The sequence below is a fragment of the Lysobacter auxotrophicus genome, assembly GCF_027924565.1.
Classification (GTDB): Bacteria; Pseudomonadota; Gammaproteobacteria; order Xanthomonadales; family Xanthomonadaceae; genus Lysobacter_J; species Lysobacter_J auxotrophicus.
The window spans coordinates 239004-263532 of sequence record NZ_AP027041.1 but is presented as its reverse complement, the minus strand read 5'-3'; the positions used below and the strand labels follow the sequence as shown (position 1 = coordinate 263532).

The 24529-nt window shown below is 66.8% G+C and carries 15 protein-coding genes; 8 read left to right on the top strand and 7 right to left on the bottom strand.

Going from position 1 to position 24529, the window contains the following annotated elements; genetic code table 11:
- Window positions 1-14: 14 nt before the first annotated feature.
- From LA521A_RS01150 to rpmG, 4 genes are all read left to right on the top strand, one after another.
- On the top strand, window positions 15-1829 hold the full coding sequence (locus LA521A_RS01150; protein ID WP_425494548.1) for a DUF885 domain-containing protein: 1815 nt from the start codon (window positions 15-17) through the stop codon (window positions 1827-1829).
- Window positions 1830-1881: 52 nt separating this feature from the next.
- On the top strand, window positions 1882-2157 hold the full coding sequence (locus tag LA521A_RS01145) for a DUF2845 domain-containing protein (protein WP_281780566.1): 276 nt from the start codon (window positions 1882-1884) through the stop codon (window positions 2155-2157).
- A gap of 274 nt (window positions 2158-2431) precedes the next feature.
- The gene (gene rpmB, locus LA521A_RS01140; protein ID WP_115842765.1) at window positions 2432-2668 is read left to right on the top strand and encodes a 50S ribosomal protein L28; all 237 of its coding nucleotides are present in this window, start codon (window positions 2432-2434) and stop codon (window positions 2666-2668) included.
- 13 nt (window positions 2669-2681) lie between these two features.
- A complete protein-coding gene (rpmG, locus tag LA521A_RS01135; RefSeq protein WP_115842766.1) occupies window positions 2682-2846 on the top strand; it encodes a 50S ribosomal protein L33 in 165 nt (54 codons plus the stop codon).
- A gap of 286 nt (window positions 2847-3132) precedes the next feature.
- Here rpmG and LA521A_RS01130 read toward each other — a convergent pair whose 3' ends face one another.
- Window positions 3133-6042: a TonB-dependent receptor plug domain-containing protein gene (locus LA521A_RS01130; protein ID WP_343226700.1), complete on the bottom strand. Its 2910-nt coding sequence runs from the start codon at window positions 6040-6042 to the stop codon at window positions 3133-3135.
- 30 nt (window positions 6043-6072) lie between these two features.
- Window positions 6073-6966, bottom strand: coding sequence for a helix-turn-helix transcriptional regulator (locus LA521A_RS01125; RefSeq protein ID WP_281780565.1), 894 nt, complete (start codon window positions 6964-6966; stop codon window positions 6073-6075).
- A gap of 225 nt (window positions 6967-7191) precedes the next feature.
- Here LA521A_RS01125 and cls point away from each other — a divergent pair, with 225 nt between their 5' ends.
- A complete protein-coding gene (gene cls / locus LA521A_RS01120; RefSeq protein ID WP_281780564.1) occupies window positions 7192-8610 on the top strand; it encodes a cardiolipin synthase in 1419 nt (472 codons plus the stop codon).
- Between the two features lie 94 nt (window positions 8611-8704).
- A complete protein-coding gene (locus LA521A_RS01115; protein WP_281780563.1) occupies window positions 8705-12175 on the top strand; it encodes a PAS domain-containing hybrid sensor histidine kinase/response regulator in 3471 nt (1156 codons plus the stop codon).
- A gap of 18 nt (window positions 12176-12193) precedes the next feature.
- Here the strand turns inward: LA521A_RS01115 and LA521A_RS01110 are convergent, their stop codons facing one another.
- From LA521A_RS01110 to acs, 3 genes are all read right to left on the bottom strand, one after another.
- The gene (locus LA521A_RS01110; protein WP_281780562.1) at window positions 12194-13504 is read right to left on the bottom strand and encodes a PQQ-dependent sugar dehydrogenase; all 1311 of its coding nucleotides are present in this window, start codon (window positions 13502-13504) and stop codon (window positions 12194-12196) included.
- Between the two features lie 118 nt (window positions 13505-13622).
- Window positions 13623-14291, bottom strand: coding sequence for a response regulator transcription factor (locus LA521A_RS01105; protein ID WP_281780561.1), 669 nt, complete (start codon window positions 14289-14291; stop codon window positions 13623-13625).
- A gap of 15 nt (window positions 14292-14306) precedes the next feature.
- Window positions 14307-16259: an acetate--CoA ligase gene (gene acs, locus LA521A_RS01100; protein ID WP_281780560.1), complete on the bottom strand. Its 1953-nt coding sequence runs from the start codon at window positions 16257-16259 to the stop codon at window positions 14307-14309.
- 220 nt (window positions 16260-16479) lie between these two features.
- On the opposite strand from acs, the gene LA521A_RS01095 reads away from it, so the two are divergent.
- Entirely contained in the window at window positions 16480-17946 is a 1467-nt protein-coding gene (locus LA521A_RS01095; RefSeq protein ID WP_281780559.1) for a DcaP family trimeric outer membrane transporter, read from the top strand.
- Window positions 17947-17957: 11 nt separating this feature from the next.
- Window positions 17958-19622 carry an MFS transporter gene (locus LA521A_RS01090; protein WP_281780558.1) on the top strand — a complete coding sequence of 555 codons (1665 nt, stop codon included), beginning with the start codon at window positions 17958-17960 and terminating at the stop codon, window positions 19620-19622.
- Window positions 19623-20021: 399 nt separating this feature from the next.
- Here LA521A_RS01090 and LA521A_RS01085 read toward each other — a convergent pair whose 3' ends face one another.
- Both LA521A_RS01085 and LA521A_RS01080 read right to left on the bottom strand, forming a co-directional pair.
- Window positions 20022-20399 carry an MmcQ/YjbR family DNA-binding protein gene (locus tag LA521A_RS01085; protein ID WP_281780557.1) on the bottom strand — a complete coding sequence of 126 codons (378 nt, stop codon included), beginning with the start codon at window positions 20397-20399 and terminating at the stop codon, window positions 20022-20024.
- A gap of 329 nt (window positions 20400-20728) precedes the next feature.
- On the bottom strand, window positions 20729-24415 hold the full coding sequence (locus LA521A_RS01080; RefSeq protein WP_281780556.1) for an indolepyruvate ferredoxin oxidoreductase family protein: 3687 nt from the start codon (window positions 24413-24415) through the stop codon (window positions 20729-20731).
- Window positions 24416-24529 lie beyond the last annotated feature (114 nt).

Genomic DNA, 24529 nt, shown 5'->3' with positions numbered 1-24529 from the left:
CGCGCCGGGATGCGATGATCGGCCGGTTCGATCGCCCTGGGGATACCGTGAAACGACTGCTTCTCGCCACCGCGCTGTCCGCGCACCTCGCCCTCGCCTCGTCCGCCGCGTTCGCCGGCCCCGTCGATGACCGCTTCGAGGCCATCTACAGCAAGGAATGGCAGTGGCGCCAGGAACAGACCGGCAGCGCCGACGAGGACAACGACGGCTCCAGCGACTGCCATGACCTGCCCTCCGTCGATGCGGCCAGCCAGAAGGCGCGGCTGAAGGTCTGGGAAGACGTGCTCAAGCAGCTCGACGCCATCGACGTCGCAAAGCTCGACGCGCAGAACCAGGTGAACTACGCCGTCTACCGCGGGCAGGTCGAGAACCTCGCCGCCGACGTGCGCCTGCGCTCGTACGAGATGCCGTTCAATTCCGACTCCTCGTTCTGGTCGAACCTGGGCTTCATGACGCGCCGGCCGATGCGCACCGTCGCCGATTACGAGGCCTACATCGGCCGACTGAACGACGTGCCGCGCTACTTCGACCAGAACATCGTGAACATGCGTGCCGGCCTGGCGCGCGGCTTCAGCGTGCCGCGCGCGGTGCTGGACGGGCGCGAGGTGTCGATCGCGTCGGTCGCCGATGTGAAGGATCCGCAGCAGTCGAATTTCTACGAGCCGTTCAAGAAGATGCCGGCCGGCATTGCCGCCGCCGACCAGGCGCGTCTGCGCGAAGCCGGCGCCGCGGCGATCCGCGATCGCGTGATTCCCGCCTACGCCCAGCTGCTGGCGTTCTTCCGGAACGATTACGTGCCGCATGCGCGCAAGACGCTCGGCGCGGAGCAGATGCCGGGCGGCAAGGACTTCTACCGCCAGCAGATCCGCGAATACACGACGCTGGATCTCAGCCCCGAGGAGATCCACCAGATCGGCCTGAAGGAAGTCGCCCGCATCCAGGCGGAGATGGACGCGATCATCCAGCAGGTCGGCTTCAAGGGCAGCTTCGCGGATTTCCTCAAATTCCTGCGCACCGACAAGCAGTTCTACGCGAATACGCCGCAGGAGCTGCTCGATCGCGCCGCGTGGATTTCCAAGCGCGTGGACGGCGAGATCGGCAAGTTCATCGGCACGCTGCCGCGCGGCCGCTTCACCATCGTGCCGGTGCCGCCGGACATCGCGCCGTTCTGGACCAGTGGCCGCGGCGGCGCGGGCACGTACTGGGTCAACACCTACGACCTGCCCTCGCGACCGCTCTACAACCTGCCGGCGCTGACGCTGCACGAATCCGCACCGGGCCACGCGCTGCAGGGTTCGCTGGCGAAGGAACAGGGCGAACTGCCGGCGTTCCGTCGCGAGACCTACATCTCCGCGTACGGCGAAGGCTGGGGGCTGTACAGCGAGAAGCTCGGCGAGGAGATGGGCATCTACCAGACGCCGTACGAGGATTTCGGCCGTCTGACGTACGAGATGTGGCGCGCGTGCCGGCTCGTCATCGACACCGGCGTGCATCACAAGGGCTGGACGCGCGACCAGGCCATCGCCTACCTGCGCGACCGCACCGCGTTGAGCGAACACGAGGTCACGACCGAGGTCGATCGCTACATCTCCTGGCCGGCGCAGGCGCTGAGCTACAAGCTGGGCGAGATCACCATCGTCCGCCTGCGCGAGGAAGCCGAAAAGGCGCTGGGTCCGAAGTTCGACGTGAAGGCCTTCCACGACGCGCTGCTGAGCGAGGGCTCGGTCCCGCTGCCGGTGCTGGAGCAGCAGGTGCGGGCGTTCATCGCGACGTCGGCGGCAGCGGCGTCGGGCGGAAGCGTGTCAACGGGCGCCGCCGGGAAGCGTTGAGCCGGAGGTCGGCACCGTTCGACCCAATGGTCATCACGAAGGGAGGGAATCCATGCGTATCGCGACACCCCTGATGCTTGCCGTCACCCTGCTCGCCGCGACGAGCGGTCACGCCGCCGAGTCGTACGCCTTCGGCAACCGGGTGCTGATCGTGGGCGACAGCGCCGGCAAGCTGATCGAGCTGGCCGGCTCGCCGGTCCACAAGGAACCGGTGGAGAACAAGTTCGGCGCCCACGAGGCCGAGCGCTGGGAGTTCCGCCGGGACGAGAAGACGCTGTTCGTGACCATCCGGGACGGGAAGGTCTTCCAGATCGACGAGGTCTACTGAGGGCTCCAGCCCGCGCCAGCCAAGGCGTCTGGCCCCTCCGGACTTGTGGATAAGTGGTTGCCGGAGGGCGCGAAGCCGTGCATAATGCGCGGCTCGCTGCGTCCGGTCTGTCCATCAGGACTCGACCGGGCGGGGTCCGGAAGCACGATTCCGTCCCGCCGCCGGCAGCCAGGACTTCACTACCCGTATCGTGCGCCGCAACCGGATGTCCGGGCGCGGAGGGGCCGCCGCCGCCCTGGCCAAGGGCGACATCCCAATACCTTTCGAGGTGCGTATGGCCCGTATCTGCCAAGTAACCGGCAAGCGAACGACGACCGGCAACAACGTCTCGCACGCCATGAACAAGACCCGTCGCCGCTTCCTTCCCAACCTCCACGAGCGCCGCTTCTGGGTGGCTTCGGAGAACCGTTGGATCAAGCTGCGTGTTTCCAGTGCCGCCCTGCGCACCATCGACAAGAACGGCATCGATGCCGTCCTCGCCGACCTGCGCGCCCGCGGCGAGAAGATCTGAGGAGAACTGACCCATGGCTTCCAAGCGCGACAAGATCCGCCTGATCTCCTCGGCCGGCACCGGCCACTTCTACACGACCGACAAGAACAAGAAGAACACGCCGAACAAGATGGAGGTCAAGAAGTACGACCCCGTCGTTCGCAAGCACGTGATCTACAAAGAAGGCAAGATCAAGTGACGCAATGGTGCCTTCGCGCATAGCGCGACGGCCTTTGCCATTGCGTCATATCCGCGAAAGTGGGTATCGACGCCTCCCAGCTTGTTCGAAGCTTCAACGAAAACCCCGCCGAAAGGCGGGGTTTTTGTTTGGGCCGAAGTGCCGCCGTGCACAACGTGCGATCGCTCGGTCCGTATCGGCACCGCTCTCGCGCTTCGCGGTCGAACACAGCGCCCAAAAAAACTACGGCCCCTTTCGGGGCCGTAGCGATCACCGCGGATCGTCGATCAGAACCGCTGCGCGTACTTCAGGTAGTAGAAGCGGCCGATATCGAAGCCGCCGTACACGCCGAAGTCTGAGTTCGGACTGGTGTACAGATAAGTACCCTGATGGTCGAACACATTGTTGGCACCGATCGAGACGGTAGCGTTCCACGGCGTGTTGTAGCGGAACTGCACGTCGTGGAAGGTGTTCGCCCCCGTCTTGTTCGTAGCCTGTGCCAGCGTGTACGACGAATAGAAGTCCGGATTGTTGCACTCGCTGTCGTACGCGCACGCTCCCTTGATGCCGGAGTAGTAACGCGTGCTCCATGTAGCGCCGAAATCACCCAGGTTCCAGTCGAGGCCCAGGTTCGAACGAACGCGGAAGTAGGCGTTGCTATCACCGACCAGCTGTTCTTCTGCTCGACGGGCGTCACCGCCTCGTTGTCGCGCTTGTATTCCCAGGAATCGATGTACGAGGTCTTCCAGTCGATCGTGAAGTTGCCGATCGACGTCTCGGGCAAGCGGTAGCGGATATTGAAGTCGTAGCCGGCCGTCTCCTGATAACCGCCGTTGACCAACGTGACCGTGGCATCGACGATCTCGCCCGGCGCGGTTCCTACCGTGCCGGTCAGATCGCGCGTGAAGCCCGAGCACGAAGAGGCGATGCCGAGCACGTAGCAGCGATTGAGGATGGCCGTCATCGTTTCGGCCGCGATGACGTCGTCGATCCGGATCTTCCACCAGTCGAGGCTGACATCCAGGCCTTCGGCGAAGCTCGGGCTGTACACGAAGCCGAACGTCGAGGACTTGGATGTTTCCGGCTTCAGGTTCGGATTGGACGTCACCAGGAACGGAGAGTCTGCCTGCGTGTTCGGACCGGCGGCTACCGTTCCGCCTGACGCGATCTGCTGGAAGTTCGCCGGCACGCCGTCGGCGACGCAACGCGCGAGCACCTGCGGATTGCTGGCGGCCGAACCGAAGTTCGTATCGCACGGATCGGTGTAGAACGCGAAGGTCTGCGAGTCGCCGCCGTAAAGGTCGTTCAGCGTCGGTGCGCGGAAACCGGTCGCATAGGTGCCGCGGATCAACAGGTCGTCCATCGGCCGCCACTTCAGACCGAATTTCCCATTGACCGTGTCGCCGAAGGTGTCGTAGTCCGAATAGCGGCCGGCCACGTCGATCGACAGTTCCTTCGCGAACGGCATGTCGGCGAGAATCGGCACGTTGAACTCGAGGTAGACCTCGTGCAGCGAGTAGCCGCCGGAGGTGACCGCACCTGCAAGGTCGGTGCTCAGCCCCGATTGCTTCAGCGCGTCGGGCTCGAAGCGGGCGTCTTCCTTGCGGTGCTCGTAACCCATGGCCATGTTGAGGTCGCCCGCCGACAGTGTCGCCAGTGTGCCGCTCAGGTTGAGGCTGTAGACGTGGGTCGTGGTCTCCGACGTATCGTGCGTCGGCAGGAACAGGTAATCCTGCAGCGCCTGGTTGCCCGTGAGGCCGCCCGCGCCTGCCTGGCCATAGGGCAGCGCAGGATTCCACGGCACGCAGCCGTCGATCATCGAACCAGCGCTGCCGCAGCGTGCGACACCATCGGCGTCGATGAAGCTCGGGCCGAGCGCCGCACGCGCGTTCGGGATGAAGAGATTGCCCGTTCCCGCCTGCAGTCCCTTGTTCTGGTTGTAGAGGTAGCCTGCGTCCCAGTCCCAAGGCTTGTCGCCGATATCGAATGCACCCTGCAACGTCGTACCGAATCGATACGTCGTCAGCTCGTTGTGCGTCTGACGCGGCACCTCCCAGGTGCGACGCACGAACTGCGCGCCCGTGCCGAACGGGTTGTACACATTGGCCGCGGACCAGATGTTGCGGACACCGTCGTTGCTGCTGGTGGACCCGAACGGATAGCCGGCGATCTGCTGCAGCGTGTCGCGGTGCGTGTACAGCGCGTCGGCCGTCAGGCGAACCTTGTCGGTGAAGTCGAAGCTGCCGTTGGCGAACACCGAACGGCGCTCGATTCCCGTACGCAGGAACATCGCTTCGTTCGTGTTGATCAGGTCGAAGTTCTCGCCCTGTCCATAACGGTGGTAGTTGGCCGGGTTGCTTGGATCTGCGCCGGGGTTCAGGGTCCAGGAACCACCACCGGCCGGAAGACTGATGCGCCCCTTGTACGTGTTGCCGCTCCAGCCGCTGGAGTCGAGGATCGTATTGCCATCTTCGTCGACGCGCTTTTCCGGAAAGCGGTGATACGGGCCATTGGGGTAATGCGAGAACGCGCGGTCGCGCGCGTTGACCGGCTCCTCTTGCGAGTATTCGGCCCCCAGCATCACGGAGCTGCGTTCGCCAGAGCTGCCCAGCAGCATGTTGTACTGCTGCACTTCCCCATCGCCCTGGCTGTACTGGCCAATGTAGGCGCTGGCCTCGGCGCCATCGAAACCCTTGCGTGTGATGATGTTGATGACGCCGGCGATTGCATCGGAGCCGTAGATTGCCGATGCGCCGTCGGTCAACACTTCGATGCGCTCGACGACGCCCGTCGGGATCGAGGCCAGGTCGGCATATCCCGTGGAGGTGATGCCGAGGCGCTTGCCATTAAGCAGCACAAGGGTGCGCTCGGGACCCAGGTTACGCAGATCGACGTACTGGCCGCCTACCTCTTCGCCGGACGACAACGCATTGGCGCGGCTGATGGCCGGAGAGCCAGCAGTCGTGATGTTCTGGATGATGTCACCGACGCTCGTGAAGCCCTGCTTCTGGATCTGCTCGCGGGTCATCATGATGACCGGATTGGCGGTCTCGATACTCGCCTGACGAATGCGCGACCCCGTCACCTCGATCTTGTCGAGCGTGGTGGCGTCCTTGCCGGACTCCTGCGCCAGGGCGAACGCCGGCGCGAGCGCGACCGCGATGCCCGCCGGCAGCAAGCCGACGCGCACGACCGTGCGCATGTTGCGATGGTTCATTTCTCTCTCCAGAGTTCTGTTATGAGCGCGTTAAGAGCGCTGCAAAACCTTATGGCCCGGGTGGTCCGAGCCGGTTTCCCGTTCGAAGCGGAGAGCGTCGCGGCCTGCGGCAATGTGATTTGCGCGCGCAGGAGCGCACATTTGCGCGGTTTGTCCATCGGCATCGGGCAGCGCGCTGCGGTAGTCCGACGCGGTCATGCCGAAGTGGGCGCGGAAGCTGCGCGCGAAGCTGCAGTTGTTGTCGAAGCCGCTGGCGATGGCGACCTCACCGATGGTCATCGGCGTGGTGGATAGCAGGTTCGCGGCGTGCTTGAGGCGCAGGTTGGCGCACGCGGCCTGCGGGCTTTCGCCGTAGAGGCGATGGAACACTTTGGAGAAGTACCACATCGAGAACTGCGTGCGTTCGGCGAGTTCCGCGATGCGGATGATGCGGTCGCAGTTGCCTTCCATGAACAGTCGCGCGCGTTGCATGCGCTCGAACACCTGCCGCTTTCGCGCCAGCGATGCCCCCGGGCAGAGCGGAATGCGGCTGCGATCGTCGGCCTGCATGTCTTCCAGCCTGAGCAGGAGCGAGCGCACGCGTGCCTGGTGCGCCGTCGCGCTCAACGCCTGCGCGGGATGCCGCGCGATGCGGTACCAGTGGCGTGCGATGTCGCGCGCGATCTCCGGCGCGATCCTGCCCAGGCCGACGTGCAGGTCGAAGTTGCCGAAGCGCGCCATCGACTTGAGGGCCTCCTCCGAGACCGACGTCCCGATGCACAATCCTTGGGCATCGGCCTGCACCAGCGGCGCGGAGTCACGGGCGAACGCGATCCAGTCGCCCGCGCGAAGATAGAAACGTCCCTCCTTGGCTTCGACCCATGAGCCGCCGCGCATCTGGACCCAGATCGAGAGTTCCTGTCCGTTGAACTCGACGCTGCCCATCCGGGAAGCCCCCACGCACCGTGCCCACTGTCCTTGCGCTGATGCGATGCGCAATAGTTGTCCCCGGTCTGCCCACTTTGCCTTATCCATGGTTCTTTATTCCTCGTCGTGGTGGGGTCAGGCTATGAGGACATTCGCGAGGTGCTCCATAGGATTCATTCGCTAGTCATGAATTGACCGGGGTCTTGTAGAAAAGCGCAGCAACTTTTTGCGAGGAGTGCACGGATGAGTTCCGAAGTTCATTTCGGCTATTTGCTCTTCTTGCTCGACTGGTTGATCCGACTCGCCGCGCTGGCGTGGATCCCGGTGAAGAGCCCGCCCGCGGCCGCACGCAGCTGGCTGCTGCTGGTGGGCTTCGTGCCCTTGTTCGGACTGCCGCTGTACCTGTTCCTCGGGCATCCGTGGCTGGCGAAGCAGCGCCGGCAGCGGCAGGCGCTGGCGTCGCAGCTCATCCGCGATCGCCAGGTCAACCTCGCGATGCTTCGCTGGACGCCGGCCGCGCACGGCATGTCGCCCGACATCGCGCGGCTTGCCGAACGCCTGGGCGACTTCATGCCGATGCACGGCAACGCGGTCGACCTGCTGGACGACTACGACGCGTCGATCGCCGCACTCATCGCCGACATCGACACGGCGCGCGACGAGGTGCACCTGCTCTACTACCTGATGTTCGACGACACGGTGGGGCGCGCCGTGTGCGGGGCGCTGCAACGCGCCAGCGCCCGCGGTGTGCGCTGCCGGCTGCTGCTCGACGCCGTCGGTGCGAAGCCCGGGCTGCGCGCGTTCGCCAAGCCGCTCCGCGCTGCCGGCGTGGAGGTGCACGCCATGCTCGCCGGCGGGCTGAAGTGGCGCAGCCTGTCGCGCATGGACCTTCGCAACCATCGCAAGCTGGCGCTCATCGATCGGCGCGTCGGCTACGTCGGTTCGCAGAATCTGGCCGATGCCGCGTTCGTGCCCGACCATCCGAACCGCGAGCTGGTCGCGCGCGTGCGCGGGCCGGTGTTGCGGCAGATCGCGGCGCTGTTCGCGAGCGACTGGTTGATCGAGACCGGCGAGCGGCTGGTGATCGGCGACTTCCCCGCGAGCGAGGGCGGCACCACGCCCGCGCAGATGCTGCCCAGCGGGCCGGCGTATCCGTTCGAGAACGCGCGCAACCTCGTCGTGGCGCTGGTGCAGCGCGCGCGGCGACGCGTGGTGCTGGTCACGCCGTACTTCGTGCCGGACGACATGACCCTGGGCGCGCTGCGTGTGGCGGCGCTGTCGGGCGTCGACGTGCAGCTGGTGCTGTCGATGAGCAACAACCAGCGGCTCACGCGCTGGGCGCAGCGCTCGTACTACGACGAACTGCTGAAGGCCGGCGTGCGCATCGCACTGTACCGGCCGCATTTCCTGCACGCCAAGCACCTGAGCGTGGACGAGGAAGTGGCCCTGATCGGCTCGATCAACCTCGACATCCGCTCCTTCGCGCTGAACGCCGAGGCCGGGCTGGTGTGCTTCGATCCCGCTGTCGTGGCGCGGCTGCACACGGTCGAGGCCGCCTATCTGGCCGATGCCCAGCAGTTGGACCTGCACGAGTGGCGCCGCCGTCCGCGCTGGCACCGCAGCGTCGAGGGCGTGGCGCGGCTGGCCGACTCGCTGATGTAGGCGCACGCGTTCAGGCCATGCCGACCGGCGGAGACGGGCCGGGCGGGCGGCCCGCGTTCTACACTCGCCCCATGTTCCCTGGACGAGGCGTCGAGTGATCCCAGGCTGGATCCTGCTGCTGGTGTCGGCGGCCTACGTCGGCGTGCTGTTCGCGGTGGCCTATTTCGGCGACCAGCGCGAAACCACGCCGCGTGCCCGCTGGCTGCGCCCCGCGGTGTATTCGCTGGCGCTGGCCGTCTACTGCTCGTCGTGGACGTTCTACGGTGCGGTCGGCACGGCCGCGCGGACGGGTCTGGGCTTCCTGCCGATCTACCTCGGCCCGCTGCTGATGCTGGCCTTCGGCTGGCGCATCCTCGAACGCCTGGTGCTGATTTCCGGCGAGCACCGCATCGTCTCCATCGCCGACTTCCTGTCCTCTCGCTACGGCCGCGCGCCGGGGCTGGCGGCGCTGGTGGCGGCCGTCGCGCTGACCGCGGCGGTCCCGTACGTCGCCCTGCAGTTCAAGGCCGTGGCGATGAGCGTGGAAGTGCTGGCCGACGTGCGCGGCGACGCCGGCCTGCTGTCGGACCCGGCCTTCTACGTGGCGCTGATGTTGGCGGCGTTCGCGATCCTGTTCGGCACGCGGCAGATCGACGCCACCGAACACCATCGCGGCATGGTGCTGGCCATCGCGCTGGAATCGCTGGTGAAGCTGCTCGCGTTCGTCGCCATCGGCGTGTTCGCGCTCGCGCACCTGCCGGGCACCGGCACCCTGATCGACCGCATGGTGCAGGCCGCACCGGTGGTCACGGCGCAGGGCGTGCCGACGGGCTTCGTCGCGCAGACGCTGCTCGCGTTCACCGCCATCGTCTGCCTGCCCCGGCAGTTCCACGTCGCGGTGGTCGAGTGCCAGGACCCGGCCGACCTGCGCTCGGCGCGCTGGTTCTTCGGCGCGTACCTGGTGCTGATCTCGCTGCTGGTGGTGCCGATCACCTTGGCGGGCCAGTCGCTGCTCGCCGGCACGGGCGCCTCGCCCGACACCTACGTGCTCGCGTTGCCGCTCGCGCTACAGCACGAAACACTGGCGCTGATCGTGTACATCGGCGGTTTCTCGGCCGCGACGGGCATGGTGATCGTCGCCAGCGTCGCGTTGTCGACGATGGTCAGCAACGACCTGATCATGCCGCTGCTGCTGCGCGGCGGCGCGCTGCACGAAAGCCAGGGCATCGACAAGCAGGTGCTGTGGGTGCGGCGCATCACCATCTTCGTGCTGGCGATGATGGCCTACGGCTATCACCGCGGCTCGGCGTACTACGGCGCCGGCGAGGACACGCTCGCGCAGCACGGCCTGCTCGCGTTCGCGGCGGTGGCGCAGTTCGCGCCGGCGCTGATCGGTGGCCTGTACTGGCGAGGTGCGAGCCGCGCGGGTGCGTTCACCGGACTGTTCGCCGGCACCGTGCTCTGGCTGTACACGCTGCTGCTGCCGGCGCTGGCGCGCGGCGGCTGGTTCAGCACGGAATGGATTGAGCGCGGGCCGCTCGGCGTCGACTGGTTGCGTCCGGAACAGTTGTTCGGCCTGCACGGCTGGGACCCGCTCACGCACGGCACGTTCTGGGCGCTGCTGTTCAACGTCGGCGTGTTCCTGTTCGTCTCGGTGCGGCAACGCCCGCGCCTGCAGGAGCAGCTGCTCGCCGCGCCGTTCTTGGACCCGTACGTCCAGCGTCCCGCGCTCGGCCCCGGCGGCTGGGCCGGCAGCGTACGCGGTGGCGAACTGCTGGCGCTCGCCGAACGCATCGTCGGCGAACGCCACGCGCGTCGTGCGTTCGAGGAATACGCGCAGCAGCAGGGCCGCACCTGGCAGCCGGAACAACCTGCCGACCGCGCGCTCGCGCAGTTCACCGAACGCCTGCTTGCCTCGGCGATCGGCGCGGCATCGGCGCGCCTCACGCTCACCACCGCGCTGCGCGGTTCGGGCATGGAACTGGGCGAGGTCGTCGCGCTGCTCGACGAAGCGAACCAGGAGCTTCGCTTCAACCGGCAGATCCTGTCCACCACGCTGGAGAACATCAGCCAGGGCGTGAGCGTGGTCGATGCCGAGATGCGCCTGGTCGCGTGGAATCGCCGCTACCAGGAACTGTTCGAGTATCCCGACGGCATGTTGTACGTCGGGCGCCCTGTCAGCGATCTGATCCGCTGGAATGCCGAGCGCGGCGAAATGGGATCCGGCCCCCTGACGGACGACGAAGTCGAGGAACAGGTGAGCCGCCGCCTCGCGCATCTTCGCGCCGGCGCGCCGCACGTGTTCGAACGCGTGCGCGCCAACGGGCAGGTCATCGAAATGCGCGGCCGGCCGCTGCCGGGAGGGTACGTCACCACGTACTCGGATGTCACCGATTACAAGCGCGCCGAACAGGGGCTGCGCGAAGTCAACGAAACGCTGGAGCAACGCGTCGAGCTGCGCACGCGCGAAGCCGAAGCCGCGCAGCAGTCGAAGACGCGCTTCCTCGCCGCGATCAGCCACGACGTGCTGCAGCCGTTGAACGCCGCGCGCCTGTTCGCCAGTGCGCTGCGCGAGACCAGCGACACGAGCGAGCAGGCGCGACTGGCCGAACGCGTCGACGCCTCATTGCGCGCCGCCGAAGACCTGCTCGACGGCCTGCTCGACATTTCGCGACTGGACGCCGGCGCGCTGCGCATCGCGATCACCGACTTCGACATCAACGAACTGCTGCGCGAACTGGTGGCGCAGTACGCGCCGGTCGCCGCCGGACGCGGCTTGCAGTTGCGGGTGCGCGCGCCGGACACGCCGCGTCCGGTGCGCAGCGATCGCCGCCTGCTGCGTCGCGCGTTGCAGAACTTCCTCGCCAACGCGCTGCGCTACACGCGCGAGGGCGGCGTGCTGATCGCCGCACGCGTGCGCGACGGCGCCGTCGAGCTGCAGGTGTGGGACACCGGGCCCGGCATTTCGAAGCATCACCTGGAACAGATCTTCGACGAGTTCCGGCGTTTCGATACCTCCGCGAGCGCCGGCGAACGCGGGCTCGGCCTGGGCCTGTCGATCTGCCAGCGCATCGCGCGCACGCTGGAGCATCCGCTACGCGTGCGCTCGCGCGTGAACGTGGGCAGCGTGTTCTCGATCACCGTGCCGTTCGGCCGCGCGATGTACGCCGCACCGTTGCCCGCGCCGCACCTGATGATGGGCGGCGATTCGCTCGCGGGGTTGCGCGTGCTGTGCGTGGACAACGATCGCGAGATCCTCGACGGCATGCGCAGCCTGCTGCTGCGCTGGGGCGTGGTGCCGCTCACCGCGGCGAACGCGGACGAAGCGCTCGCGCGCCTGGCCGAATTGCCGGACGTCGCGCTCGTCGACTATCACCTGCACGACCGCCTCGACGGCCTGGGCGTGATCGACGAGTTGCGTACGCATTACACGCGCCCGCTTCCGGCTGCGCTGCTGACGGGCGATGGCAGCGATGCTTTGAAGCTCGCCGCGCGCGAGCACGATTGCCGCGTGCTCACCAAGCCGGTGAAGCCGGCCTCGCTGCGTGCGTTCCTGGCCGCGCAACGGCAGGCCGCGCACGCGTGATGGCCGCATGCGGCGTCGTCAGTCCGACGGTACCGCTGCGCTGACGCGCCACACGCTGTTGCCGACGTCGTCCGCCACCAGTAGCGCGCCGTCGCGTGCGATCGCGACGCCAACCGGGCGGCCACGGGCGTTGAGATCGGCATCGAGGAAGCCGTCGAGCACGTCGACCATCGAGCCGGTCGGCCGGCCGTCGCGGAACGGTACGAACACGACCTTGTAGCCGGACAGCGGTTCGCGATTCCACGAACCGTGCAGCCCGATGAAGGCGCCATCGGCGTACCCGTCACCGAGCTTCTGCCCCGTCGCGAACGTCAGCCCGAGCGGTGCCACGTGCGAACCGAGCGCGAAATCCGGCACACGCGCGCTGGCGACGAGCTCGGCGTTCTGCGGCTTCACACGCGTATCGACGTGCTGGCCCCAGTAGCTGTACGGCCAGCCGTAGAACGCGCCGGCGTCCACGCGCGTGAGGTAGTCGGGCACCAGATCGTTGCCCAGTTCGTCGCGCTCGTTGACCACCGCCCACAGCGCGCCGCTGGTGGGCTCCCACGCGATGCCGACGGGATTGCGCAGGCCGCCCGCGAACACGCGTTGCGCGCCGGTGGCCGGATCGATCTCCAGCACGCTCGCGCGGTTGGTTTCCGCCGCCATGCCGTTGTCGGCGATGTTGCTGTTCGATCCGACGCCAACAAACAGCCGCTTTCCGTCGGGCGAGGCGATGAGGCTCTTGGTCCAGTGATGGTTGAGCTGATCGGCCGCGCCGGGCAGGTCGGCGACCTTCTGCGGCGCGCCAGTGGCCTGCTTGTCGCCCTGCGCGTACGGAAACTTCACGATCGAGTCGGCGTTGGCGACGTACAGCGTGTCGCCGACCAGCGCCATGCCGAACGGCGAGGACAGGTTCTGCGCGAACACGCTGCGCATTTCGGCGACGCCGTCGCCATCAACATCGCGCAGCAGCGTGATGCGATTGGCGCTGGGCACGCCGGAACCGGCCTTCTTCATCACCGCGCCCATCACCTTGCCCTTGATGCCCTTGATCCCGCGCTTGCCCGGCGGCGCGTTGCTCTCGGCGACGAGCACGTCGCCGTTGGGCAGCACGTAGAGCCAGCGCGGATGATCGAGCCCGGTCGCGAACGCCTTCACGCCCAACCCGGCCGCCGCCTTCGGCGTGTCCACGCCGTTCCATCCGACGGCGGGCGCGATCTTGAGTACCGGAATCGCCGACGTTTCGGGCGGCACGATCCGCGGATCCGCACCCGTGTCCTCGCCGCCGCGCAGCTTCGCCTGGCCGCCGCAGGCGCACAGCACGGCTGCGAGTGCGAGGGCGAGCATTCGGGGCGCGACATTCACGGTGAGACTCCGCGGCGGGACGTCGCAGCAGTACGCACCCGATGGCGTGGAACAGGCGTGATCGGCGATGCAGCGGTTCAGCCCGCCGCTCGATTGAACCTTAGTCCGCCTCTTCCGGCGGCGGCACGAACGCGCCGGGGTCGAGCGCGAGGCGGCCAGCGATCAGCACGGCCTGCGTGCGGTTGCTGGCGCCGAGCTTTCGCAGGATCGCGGTGACGTGCGCCTTCACCGTGGCTTCCGACACGCCGAGTTCGTACCCAATCTGCTTGTTGAGCAGGCCCGCGCCCAGCATCTGCAGCACGCGGAACTGCTGCGGCGTGAGGTCGCGAAGCCGCTGCGCCGCATCGTGTTCGTCGGCGTGCGCGGCCGGAGCCGAAAGCGCGACCGCGGGCGCCCAGCGATCGCCGTCGAGCACGCGCGTGATCGCCTCGCCCAGCGTCGCGGCGTCGGCGGATTTCGGGATGAAGCCGACGGCGCCGTGGTCGAGGGCGCGCCGCATCACCGTGGGCTCCTCGCGCGCCGAGACGACGACGATCGGCAACTGCGGATGCAACGCGCGCAGGTGCACCAGCGCGCTGAAACCCTGCGCGCCCGGCATGTTGAGATCGAGCAGCAGCAGGTCGGCGTCGGGTTCGGCTTCGACCAGCGTGTACAGCGCTTCGACGCTGTCGGCCTCGCGCAGCTGCGCGTCGGGAAGCACGCGCGCGACCGCGCCACGCAGTGCTTCGCGGAACAGCGGGTGGTCGTCGGCGATGAGGAGCGTGGGCATGCGTGCGGCTTCGCGTTACGGGACGCGACGCTCCCGCACCAGCGATTCGACCACGCCCGGATCGGCCAGCGTGCTCGTGTCGCCGAGCTGGTCCGGCGCGTTCTCGGCGATCTTGCGCAGGATGCGGCGCATGATCTTGCCCGAGCGCGTCTTCGGCAGGCCGGGTGCCCATTGCAGGTGGTCCGGCGTGGCGATCGGCCCGATTTCCTTGCGCACGTGCGCGACGAGTTCCTTGTGCAGCTCGTCCGTCGGCGCCTCGCCGGCGATCAGCGTCACGTACGCGTAGATGCCCTGCCCCTTGATGTCGTGCGGGAAGCCGACGACCGCCGCTTCGGCGACCTTGGGGTGCGAAACCAGCGCGCTTTCCACTTCCGCCGTGCCGATGCGATGGCCGGAGACGTTGATGACGTCGTCGACGCGGCCGGTGATCCAGTAGTAGCCATCGGCATCGCGACGGCAACCGTCGCCGGTGAAGTACGTGCCCGGATACGTGCGGAAGTACGTATCGATGAAACGGCCGTGATCGCCGTAGACGGTGCGCATCTGACCCGGCCAGGAATCCAGCAGCACGAGGTTGCCTTCGGCCTCGCCTTCCAGCCGCCCGCCGTTCGCGTCCACCAGCGCCGGCTGGATGCCGAAGAACGGCCTGGTCGCCGAACCGGGCTTGAGGTCGATCGCGCCCGCGAGCGGCGTGATGAGGATGCCGCCGGTTTCCGTCTGCCACCACGTGTCGACGATCGGCGAACGCGAATCGCCGACGACCTCGTAGTACCAGCGCCACGCTTCGGGATTGATCGGCTCGCCCACGGTGCCGAGCAGTCGCAACGACTTACGGGAGGTCTTTTTCACCGGTTCGTCGCCGTCGCGCATCAGCGCGCGGATCGCGGTGGGCGCGGTGTAGAACAGCGTGACCTGGTGCTTGTCGATCACTTCCCAGAAGCGCGACACGGTCGGGTAGTTCGGCACGCCCTCGAACACCAGCGCGGTCGCGCCGTTGGCGAGCGGGCCGTACACGATGTAGCTGTGGCCGGTGACCCAGCCGACGTCGGCCGTGCACCAGTACACGTCGTCCTCGCGCAGGTCGAACACGACTTCATGCGTGTAGCTCGCGTAGACGAGATAACCGCCGGTGGTGTGCAGCACGCCCTTGGGTTTGCCGGTCGAACCGGAGGTGTAGAGGATGAACAGCGGATCCTCGGCGTTCATGCGCTCGGGCGCGCACTGCGTCGGTTGTTCGTCCACCACCGCGTCGTACCAGCGGTCGCGCGGCATCTGCATGTCCACGGCCGACCCGGTGTGGCGCACGACGAGCACGGTTTCCACCGTGTTGGTGCCGCCCATCTTCAGCGCGGCGTCGACGTTCGCCTTCAGCGGAACCTTCTTGCCGCCGCGCAGGCCTTCGTCGGCGGTGATGATCAGGCGGCTCTGGCAGTCGGCCACGCGATCGGCGATGGACTGCGGCGCGAAACCGCCGAACACCACCGAGTGGATCGCGCCGACGCGCGCGCAGGCGAGCATCGCGACGACGGCCTCGGGAATCATCGGCAGGTAGATCGTCACGCGATCGCCCTTGCGCACGCCGAGCGAACGCAGCGCGTTGGCGAGCTTGCACACGCGCGCGTGCAGGTCGCGGTAGGTGATGTGCTCGGCCGGCTGCGACGGATCGTCCTGTTCGAAGATCAGCGCGGTCTTGTCCCCGCGCGTCGCAAGGTGCCGATCCAGGCAGTTGACGCTGGCGTTGAGCTCGCCGTCCTCGTACCAGCGGATGCGGAAATCCTCAAGGTCGTAGCTGACGTCCTTGATCTTCGACGGCGCGACGAACCAGTCCAGGCGCTCGGCCACCTTGCCCCAGAAGCCGGCCGGATCGCGCACCGACTCGGCGTACTGGCGCTCGTAGTCCTCGCGCGTCACGCGCGCCTTCGCGGCGAAGTCCGGATCGATCGGATAGACGGCGGCGGGATGGTTCATGGCGGGCTCCGGAACGGCTTGGCGGAAGGCATTCGGCGGTCGTGGACGGCCGGAACCGCCAGTGTGCCGCATTCGCTGTCGGGCCTCATCCGCGCTGGTTTAGACGATGGTCGTAGTCGCGTCCGCTTACGACCAATGGGGAATGGTTGTGCAGCGCGATGGCGCCGCAGGCTCGGGGCATGTCGGGCATGGCGTCCGGCGTTTTCCGTGGGAGGGAATCATGTCCGCAAGCATTGCCTCGACGTCGAAGGCCGCGACCGTGCGTCGCCGCCCGCTCGCCGCCGCATTGCTCATCGCGCTGGCGCTGCCGGGGATGGCCTTCGCGCAGACCGCGAAGGAGAAGGAGCTGGAGGCCCGCGTCGCCCAGCTCGAAGCGATGGTGCAGCAATTGGTGGCGCAACAGCAGCAGCAACAGACCCAGATCAGCGAGGTGAAGACCGCGCAGGCCACCGCGCCCGCGGCGCCGGCCGCTGCGGCACCGGCAACGGCCACGGCCGGAGCGCCAAAGGTCTCGCCGATCCAGGGCACGACGATCACGCCGACCGCCAATCCGAACTCGACGTTCTACTACGGCGGCTTCATCAAGCTCGATGCGTCCGTCACCTCGACCAACGACGGCGACATCCCCGATGGCACCGTCGGCCGCCTGTTCTACGTGCCCAAGGCCATTCCCGTCGGACAGGGCCACCTGCGCGAAGGCGGCACCGATACCGACATGGGCACGAACTTCTCGCGCTTCTGGTTCGGTGTCGACAGCGTCACCCAGAACGACGACAAGCTGAAGGCGTACCTGGAGTTCGATCTGTTCGGTGGCGGCAGCACGGCCTTCACCGGCAACGAGGTCGCGACCAACACCTACGCGCTCACGCTGCGACAGGCCTACGTGCAGTGGAACAACTGGCTGGCCGGCCAGACCTGGACGAACTTCCAGGACACCGCCGCGCTGCCGGACACAGTCGACTTCCTCGGCCCGACCGAAGGCACCGTGTTCGTGCGCCAGGCGCAGTTGCGCTACACCAACGGCCCGTGGTCGTTCTCGATGGAGAACCCGGAGACGGTGTACACGCCGTTCAACGGCAACATGGCGCAGATCGCCGGCGACGACGGCCCGATGCCCGACCTGACCGGCCGCTACACGTTCAAGGGCGACTGGGGCCACTTCGGCATCGCCGGCCTGGTGCGCCAACTGAAGTACCAGACCGCGGGCGTGCCGGCCACGCCGACCGCGCCGGCGCGTCCGGCGGTGGAAGACGACACCACCGGCTACGGCCTCAGCGTGTCGGGCAAGTTCAACCTCGGCAAGAACGACGACATCCGCTACATGGTCACCGGCGGCAGCGGCATCGGCCGCTACATCGGCCTGGCGTTGAACAACGACGCGGTGCTCGATTCCACCGGCGACCTGGACAACATCGACGTCATCGCCGGCTTCGTCGGCTGGCGCCACGTGTTCAGTCCGAAGCTGCGCACGAACGTGTTCTATTCGCGCGCCGACTACGACCAGAACGTGGACTTCACCGGCCTTGGCATCACCAAGGGCGCGCAATCCGCGCACGTTAACCTGATCTACACGCCGCTTCCCAAGCTCGACCTCGGCGCGGAACTGATCTGGGGCCAGCGTGAACTCGAGAACGGCGACCGCGGCGAGCTCAACCGCCTGCAGACGCATGTGAAGTACAACTTCTAAGGGGCGAGAACGTGTCCACCATCACCGCAAATACGAAAGAGGGCACCCTCAGCCAGGGGCACAAGAAGGTCATCTTCGCCTCCAGCCTGGGCACCGTGTTCGAGTGGTACGACTTCTATCTGTACGGGTCGCTCGCGGCGATCATCGCCAAGCAGTTCTTCAGCGGGTTGAACGAAACCAGCGCCTTCATCTTCGCGCTGCTCGCGTTCGCCGCCGGCTTCGCGGTGCGTCCGTTCGGCGCGATCGTGTTCGGCCGCCTCGGCGACATGATCGGCCGCAAGTACACGTTCCTGGTCACCATCGTGATCATGGGCCTGTCGACGTTCCTCGTCGGCATCCTGCCGAACTACGCGTCGATCGGCTTCGCGGCACCGGCGATTTTGATCATCCTGCGATTGCTGCAGGGCCTGGCGCTGGGCGGTGAATACGGCGGCGCGGCGACGTACGTGGCCGAGCACGCCCCGCACGGCAAGCGCGGCCTGTACACGAGCTTCATCCAGACCACCGCGACGATCGGCCTGTTCCTGTCGCTGCTGGTGATCCTGGGCGTGCGCACGTACCTGGGCACCGAGGCGTTCGAGGCGTGGGGCTGGCGCATTCCGTTCCTGCTGTCGATCGTGCTGCTGGGCGTGTCGGTGTGGATCCGCATGCAGCTCAACGAGTCGCCGCTGTTCCAGCAGATGAAGGCCGAGGGCAAGCAGTCCAAGGCGCCGATCACCGAAAGCTTCTTCACCAAGAACGGCAAGATCGTGCTGCTCGCGCTGCTGGGCGCGACCGCCGGCCAGGCCGTCGTGTGGTACGCGGGCCAGTTCTACGCGATGTACTTCCTCACGCAGTCGCTGAAAGTCGACGCGACGACGACGTGGCTGCTGATCGCCGCCGCGCTCGCCATCGGCACGCCGTTCTTCATCTTCTTCGGCTGGTTGAGCGACAAGATCGGCCGCAAGAAGATCGTCATGGCCGGCTGCCTGATCGCCGCGCTGACGTACTTCCCGCTGTTCAAGGCGCTTACGCACTACGCCAACCCGGCCATCGCCGAAGCCAGCGCCAACGCGCCGGCCGTGGTGCACGCCGATCCGCGTACGTGTTCGTTCCAGTTCGACCCGGTGGGCAAGAAGGTGTTCACCAACTCGTGCGATATCGCGACCGCCGCGCTGGCCAAGGCCGGTATCCCGTACACGATCCAGGCGGCTCCTCCGGGCAGCGTCGCGCGCGTGACGGTGGGCGACGTGGAAGTGCAGAGTTTCGAAGGCGCGGGCCTGTCGAAGGACGACAGCAAGGCGAAGGGCGACGCGTTCACGGGTGAACTGAAGAAGGCGCTGACCGCGGGCGGCTATCCCGAGAAGGCCGATCCGGAGCGCATCAACAAGCCGATGGTGCTGTTGATCCTCACCATCCTCGTCATCTACGTGACGATGGTGTACGGCCCGATCGCCGCCTGGCTGGTGGAACTGTTCCCCACGCGCATCCGCTACACGTCGATGTCGCTGCCGTACCACATCGGCAACGGCTGGTTCGGCGGCTTCCTCCCGACGATCGCCTTCGCGCTGGTCGCGGCCACGGGCAACATGTACTACGGCCTGTGGTACCCGATCATCATCGCGCTGATGACCTTCGTGATCGGCTCGCTGTTCCTGCGCGAGACGAAGGACGTGGATATCACGGCGTACGATTGACGGAAGTTCCATCGGGATTGATCGCCCGATAGAGGTTTGATGTTTCATGCAACAACGCCGGCCTTGCGCCGGCGTTGTTGTTTTTAAGACGTCGACGTTGATCGCGACGCGAGACGTTCCATCCGCTTCACCTGCTTCACGGTCATCCCGGCGAAGGCCGGGACCCAGGCTGTCATGGCATCCGACCGCGGTGCTTGCGCTTCGTCATTCCAGCGAAAGCTGGAACCCATCTTGATCTTCGTTCCGCTGAGCACATCGCGACGCAGATGGATCCGGCTGTCATTGGAATGATGAGACCGGGACATCACTATCGGACATGGTGACGGCCTGGGTCCCGGCCTTCGCCGGGATGACGGTGAGACGCGCATGGGGGCCGCATGAACGTTCCACGCTTGCGTTCTAGCGCGCAACGAACGCCTCATCCCCCACCAGCTCACGGCGCCGTTTCCCGCTCAGCGTCCCCAGCGCTCGCCGATACGACCATGTCACCAGTTCGCGCAGGTAGTCCTCCGGCATGCGGCGGACATCGACGACCGTCACCCAGTACCAGCGCCCCATCCATCGCGCCGGCTTGATCCCCGGCTGGTCGGTCAGTTCGACGAAGCGCTCCGGCGTCGTCCGGAAACTGAAACGCCAGCGCTCCGGCTCGCTGGTCTTGAAGTACGCGAAGGTCTTCCCGCCGACCGAGTAGACGAGGATGTTCGATGGCTCGCCGTGCAGCACTTCCTGGGCGGCGGGAAAGGCGGCGCAGTAGCGTTTGAGGCGCGCGGTGTCCATGCGCGCATTGTCGCGCGGGCTGCTGCCAGCGGGCTGTCAGCAGGTTGCGTGCTCTCTGTAATCGCCCAGCATGACAGCGGTCGTTTTTGATCGTCATTCCCGCGAAGGCCGGAATGACGGTGGGTTGGTTTGGCCGTTGAATGGAGTTCCCGTGCGTAACAGGCCGGGTCCCGGCCTTCGCCGGGATGACGGCGAGACGGTGGAACGGTTGGCCGGCGACGACCTTGCGCCGACCTCCTTCGGCCGCCGACCTGCAAGAACAAGGAACCCCGCCGAAGCGGCGTTCCTCGATGCTCGCGACACGACCGCCGTCGCACTCACACCATCGCTCAAGCCACCTTCACGATCCGCAGCGGATTGCTCCACTCCTTCAGCAGCTCGGCCTCGCGGGCCTTCGCCTTGTGGAGGTGGTCTTCCTTGACGTGGCCGTAGCCGCGGATGTGTTCCGGGATGCTCGCGATTTCCGCCGCGAGGTCGACGTTCGAACGGTCCAGCTTGCCGAGCAGGCCGTCGATCGTGCGGAAGTATTCCTCGATCAGCTGGCGCTCCATCTTCCGCTCTTCGGTCTTGCCGAAGATGTCGAACGCGCCGCCGCGCAGGAAGCGCAGCTTCGCCATCCACTTGAACGCGGTGAACACCCACGGGCCGAATTCCTGCTTGATCAGACGGCCCTGCGCGTCCTTCTTCGCCAGCAGCGGCGGCGCGAGGTGGAACTTCAGTTTGTAGTCGCCGTCGAACTGCTGCTCCAGGCGACGCTGGAATTCGCCGCTGGTGTACAGGCGCGCGACTTCGTACTCGTCCTTGTACGCCATCAGCTTGAACGCGTAACGCGCGACGGCCTCGGTGAGGTCGGTCGTGCCGGCGACGTTGCGCTCGGCCGCGTGCACCTTGGCGACGAGATCGCTGTAACGCCGGGCGTACTTCGCATCCTGGTAATCGGTGAGGAACTTCACGCGACGCTCGACGATCTCGTCCAGCGAACGCGACAGGCGTTCGTCATCCAGCGGCATGAACGCGACGTTGTCGCCGCCGTGCGCCGGTACGTGGCGAAGCTCGTCCTCGCGGCGCGTGTTGCGCGGCGCAGACGTCGCGCCCCACTCGTTGCCTTCCCACGCGCCGGGCGACAGCATCGGCAGCGCGCCCGGCGTCGCTTCGGCGAGCGTCGGCGCGTTGCGGATCAGGCCCGCCGCTTCCATCACGGCCGTGGGATCGATCACCGCAAGACGGCCCCACGCGAACGCGGTCTTGTTCATCTCGATCGCCGCGCCGTTGAGTTCGATGGCGCGCATCAGCGATTCCATCGACAGCGGCACCAGGCCGTGCTGCCACGCGTAGCCGAGGATGAACAGGTTCGTCGCGATCGCATCGCCCATCAGCGCGGTGGCGAGCTGCGTCGCGTCGACGACGTGCGGATCGCTGCCGCCGAGCGCGACCTTCACCGCCGAGATGATGTCCGCCGCCGGGAACTGCATGTCCGGACGCGTGGTGAACGTGCCCGGCATCGCTTCGTAGCTGTTGAGCACGACGTTGGAGCGGCCGGCGCGCACCTTCGACAGCGCCCAGTAATCGTTGACGACCACCATGTCGCAGCCGAGCACGAGGTCGGCTTCACCGGCAGCGATGCGCACGGCGTGGATGTCCGCCGGGTTACGTGCGATGCGGATGTGCGTGGTCACCGCGCCGCCCTTCTGCGCCAGGCCCGTCTGGTCGAGCACCGTCGCGCCCTTGCCTTCCAGATGACCGGCCATGCCGAGCAGCGCGCCGATGGTCACCACGCCCGTGCCGCCGACGCCGGTGATGAGGATGTTCCAGGGCTGCGACAGGTCGCTGGCGATCTTCGGCATCGGAAGATCGGCAAGGCGATCCTTCGCGCTGCTGCCCTTCTTCTTGCGCAGGCCACCGCCTTCCACCGTCACGAAGCTCGGGCAGAAGCCGTTGACGCATGAGTAGTCCTTGTTGCAGTTGGACTGGTCGATCTCGCGCTTGCGGCCGAACTCGGTTTCCTTCGGCAGCACGGACACGCAGAACGACTTCTTGCCGCAATCGCCGCAGCCTTCGCACACCAGCGAATTGACCATCACGCGCTTGGCCGGATCGACCATCTTGCCGCGCTTGCGACGACGGCGCTTCTCGGTCGCGCAGGTCTGGTCGTAGATGAGCACCGACGTGCCCTTCGTTTCGCGCAGGCGCTTCTGGATGGTGTCGAGCTCCTTGCGGTCATGGAATTCCATGTCGCTGGGGAAGATCTCGCGCTTGCTCCACTTCGCGATGTCGTCGGAGACCAGGATGATCGTCTGCACGCCTTCGCTGCGCACCTGGTGCGCGATCTGCGGAACGCTCAACGTGCCGTCGACGGGCTGGCCGCCGGTCATCGCGACGGCGTCGTTGTAGAGGATCTTGTAGGTGATGTTCACGCCGGTGGCGACCGACTGGCGGATCGCCAGCGAACCGGAGTGGAAGTACGTGCCGTCGCCCAGGTTCTGGAACACGTGCGGCGTTTCGGTGAACGCCGCCTGCCCCGACCACGTGACGCCTTCGCCGCCCATGTGGGTGAAGGTGTCGGTGCTGCGGTCCATCCACGTGACCATGTAATGGCAGCCGATGCCGCCCAGCGCGCGCGAACCTTCCGGCACGACGGTCGAGGTGTTGTGCGGGCAGCCCGAGCAGTAATGCGGCACGCGCGGGAACACGGCGCGCGGCAGCGCGAGTTCGGATTCCTTCTCCGCCATCCACGCCATGACGTTGCGGATGTGTTCGCTGTCGTGGAAACGCTGGATGCGGCGGCCGATGACACCGGCGATGGTGGCCGGTGTGAGTTCGCCCGTGGACGGCAGGATCCACTCGCCGTTCTCGTCGTATTTGCCGACGATGGACGGGCGCTGGCCGCTCCAGTTGTACATGGTTTCCTTCATCTGCCGCTCGATGAAGGCGCGCTTTTCCTCGACGACGACGATGTCTTCCAGGCCCTGCGCGAAACGCGTGATGCCCACCGGCTCCAGCGGCCAGGTCATGCCGACCTTGTAGACGCGGATGCCCAGGTCCGCGCAGGCCTGCTCGTCCAGGCCGAGGTATTCCAGCGCCTGCAGCACGTCGAGGTACGACTTGCCGGTGGTGACGATGCCCAGCCGCGCGCGCGGCGAGTCGATGACCACGCGGTCGAGGTGGTTTGCGCGTGCGAACGCCTGCGCCGCCTTCACGGCGTACTTGTGCAGGCGCATTTCCTGGTTCATCGGCGGATCGGGCCAGCGGATGTTGAGCCCGCCTTCCGGCATCTCGAAATCCTCCGGCAGCACGATGCGCGTGGCCATCGGATCGACGTCGACCGATGCGGAGGATTCCACCGTCTCGGCGATCGTCTTGAAGCCGACCCAGCGGCCGGTGTAACGCGACATCGCCCAGCCGACCAGGCCCATGTCGAGGATGTCCTGCACGCCGGCCGGGTTGAGGATCGGCATCATCGCGCTGACGAATTCGTCTTCCGAACCGTGCGGCAGCGTCGAGGAACGGCAGGCGTGGTCGTCGGCCGCCAGCGCGAGCACGCCGCCGTATTGCGAGGTGCCGGCGGCGTTGGCGTGCTTGAACACGTCGCCGGTGCGGTCCACGCCCGGGCCCTTGCCGTACCACATGCCGTAGACGCCCTGCACTTTCGCGCCGGGGAACAGGTTGGTCTGCTGCGTGCCCCAGACCATCGTCGCGCCGAGGTCCTCGTTGAGGCCGGGCGTGAACTTCACGCCGGCGTTCTCGAGGAACTTGCGCGCGCGCCACAGTTCCAGGTCGAACCCGCCCAGCGGCGAACCGCGATAGCCGGAGATGAAGCCGGCGGTGTTCAGCCCGGCGGCTTCGTCGCGCAGGCGCTGCATCAGCGGCAGTCGCACCAGCGCCTGCACGCCCGACAGGTAGATGCGGCCCTTCTCGCGGCTGTACTTGTGCTCCAGCGAGTAGTCGGTGTCGAGCACCGAATTGGTGAGCGCGGTGTTCGCCGAGGACGGCGAGCTGAGTTCGGCGGTGCTGGTCATGCGTGGCTCCGGCGCGACGGGGGTCGCGGGGGTGGCTGCGGACGCCCGGCATCACGCCTCACGGCCGAAGGGCCGCGAGGTCGGAATCCCGAGCAAAGACTCGGAATTGTAGCA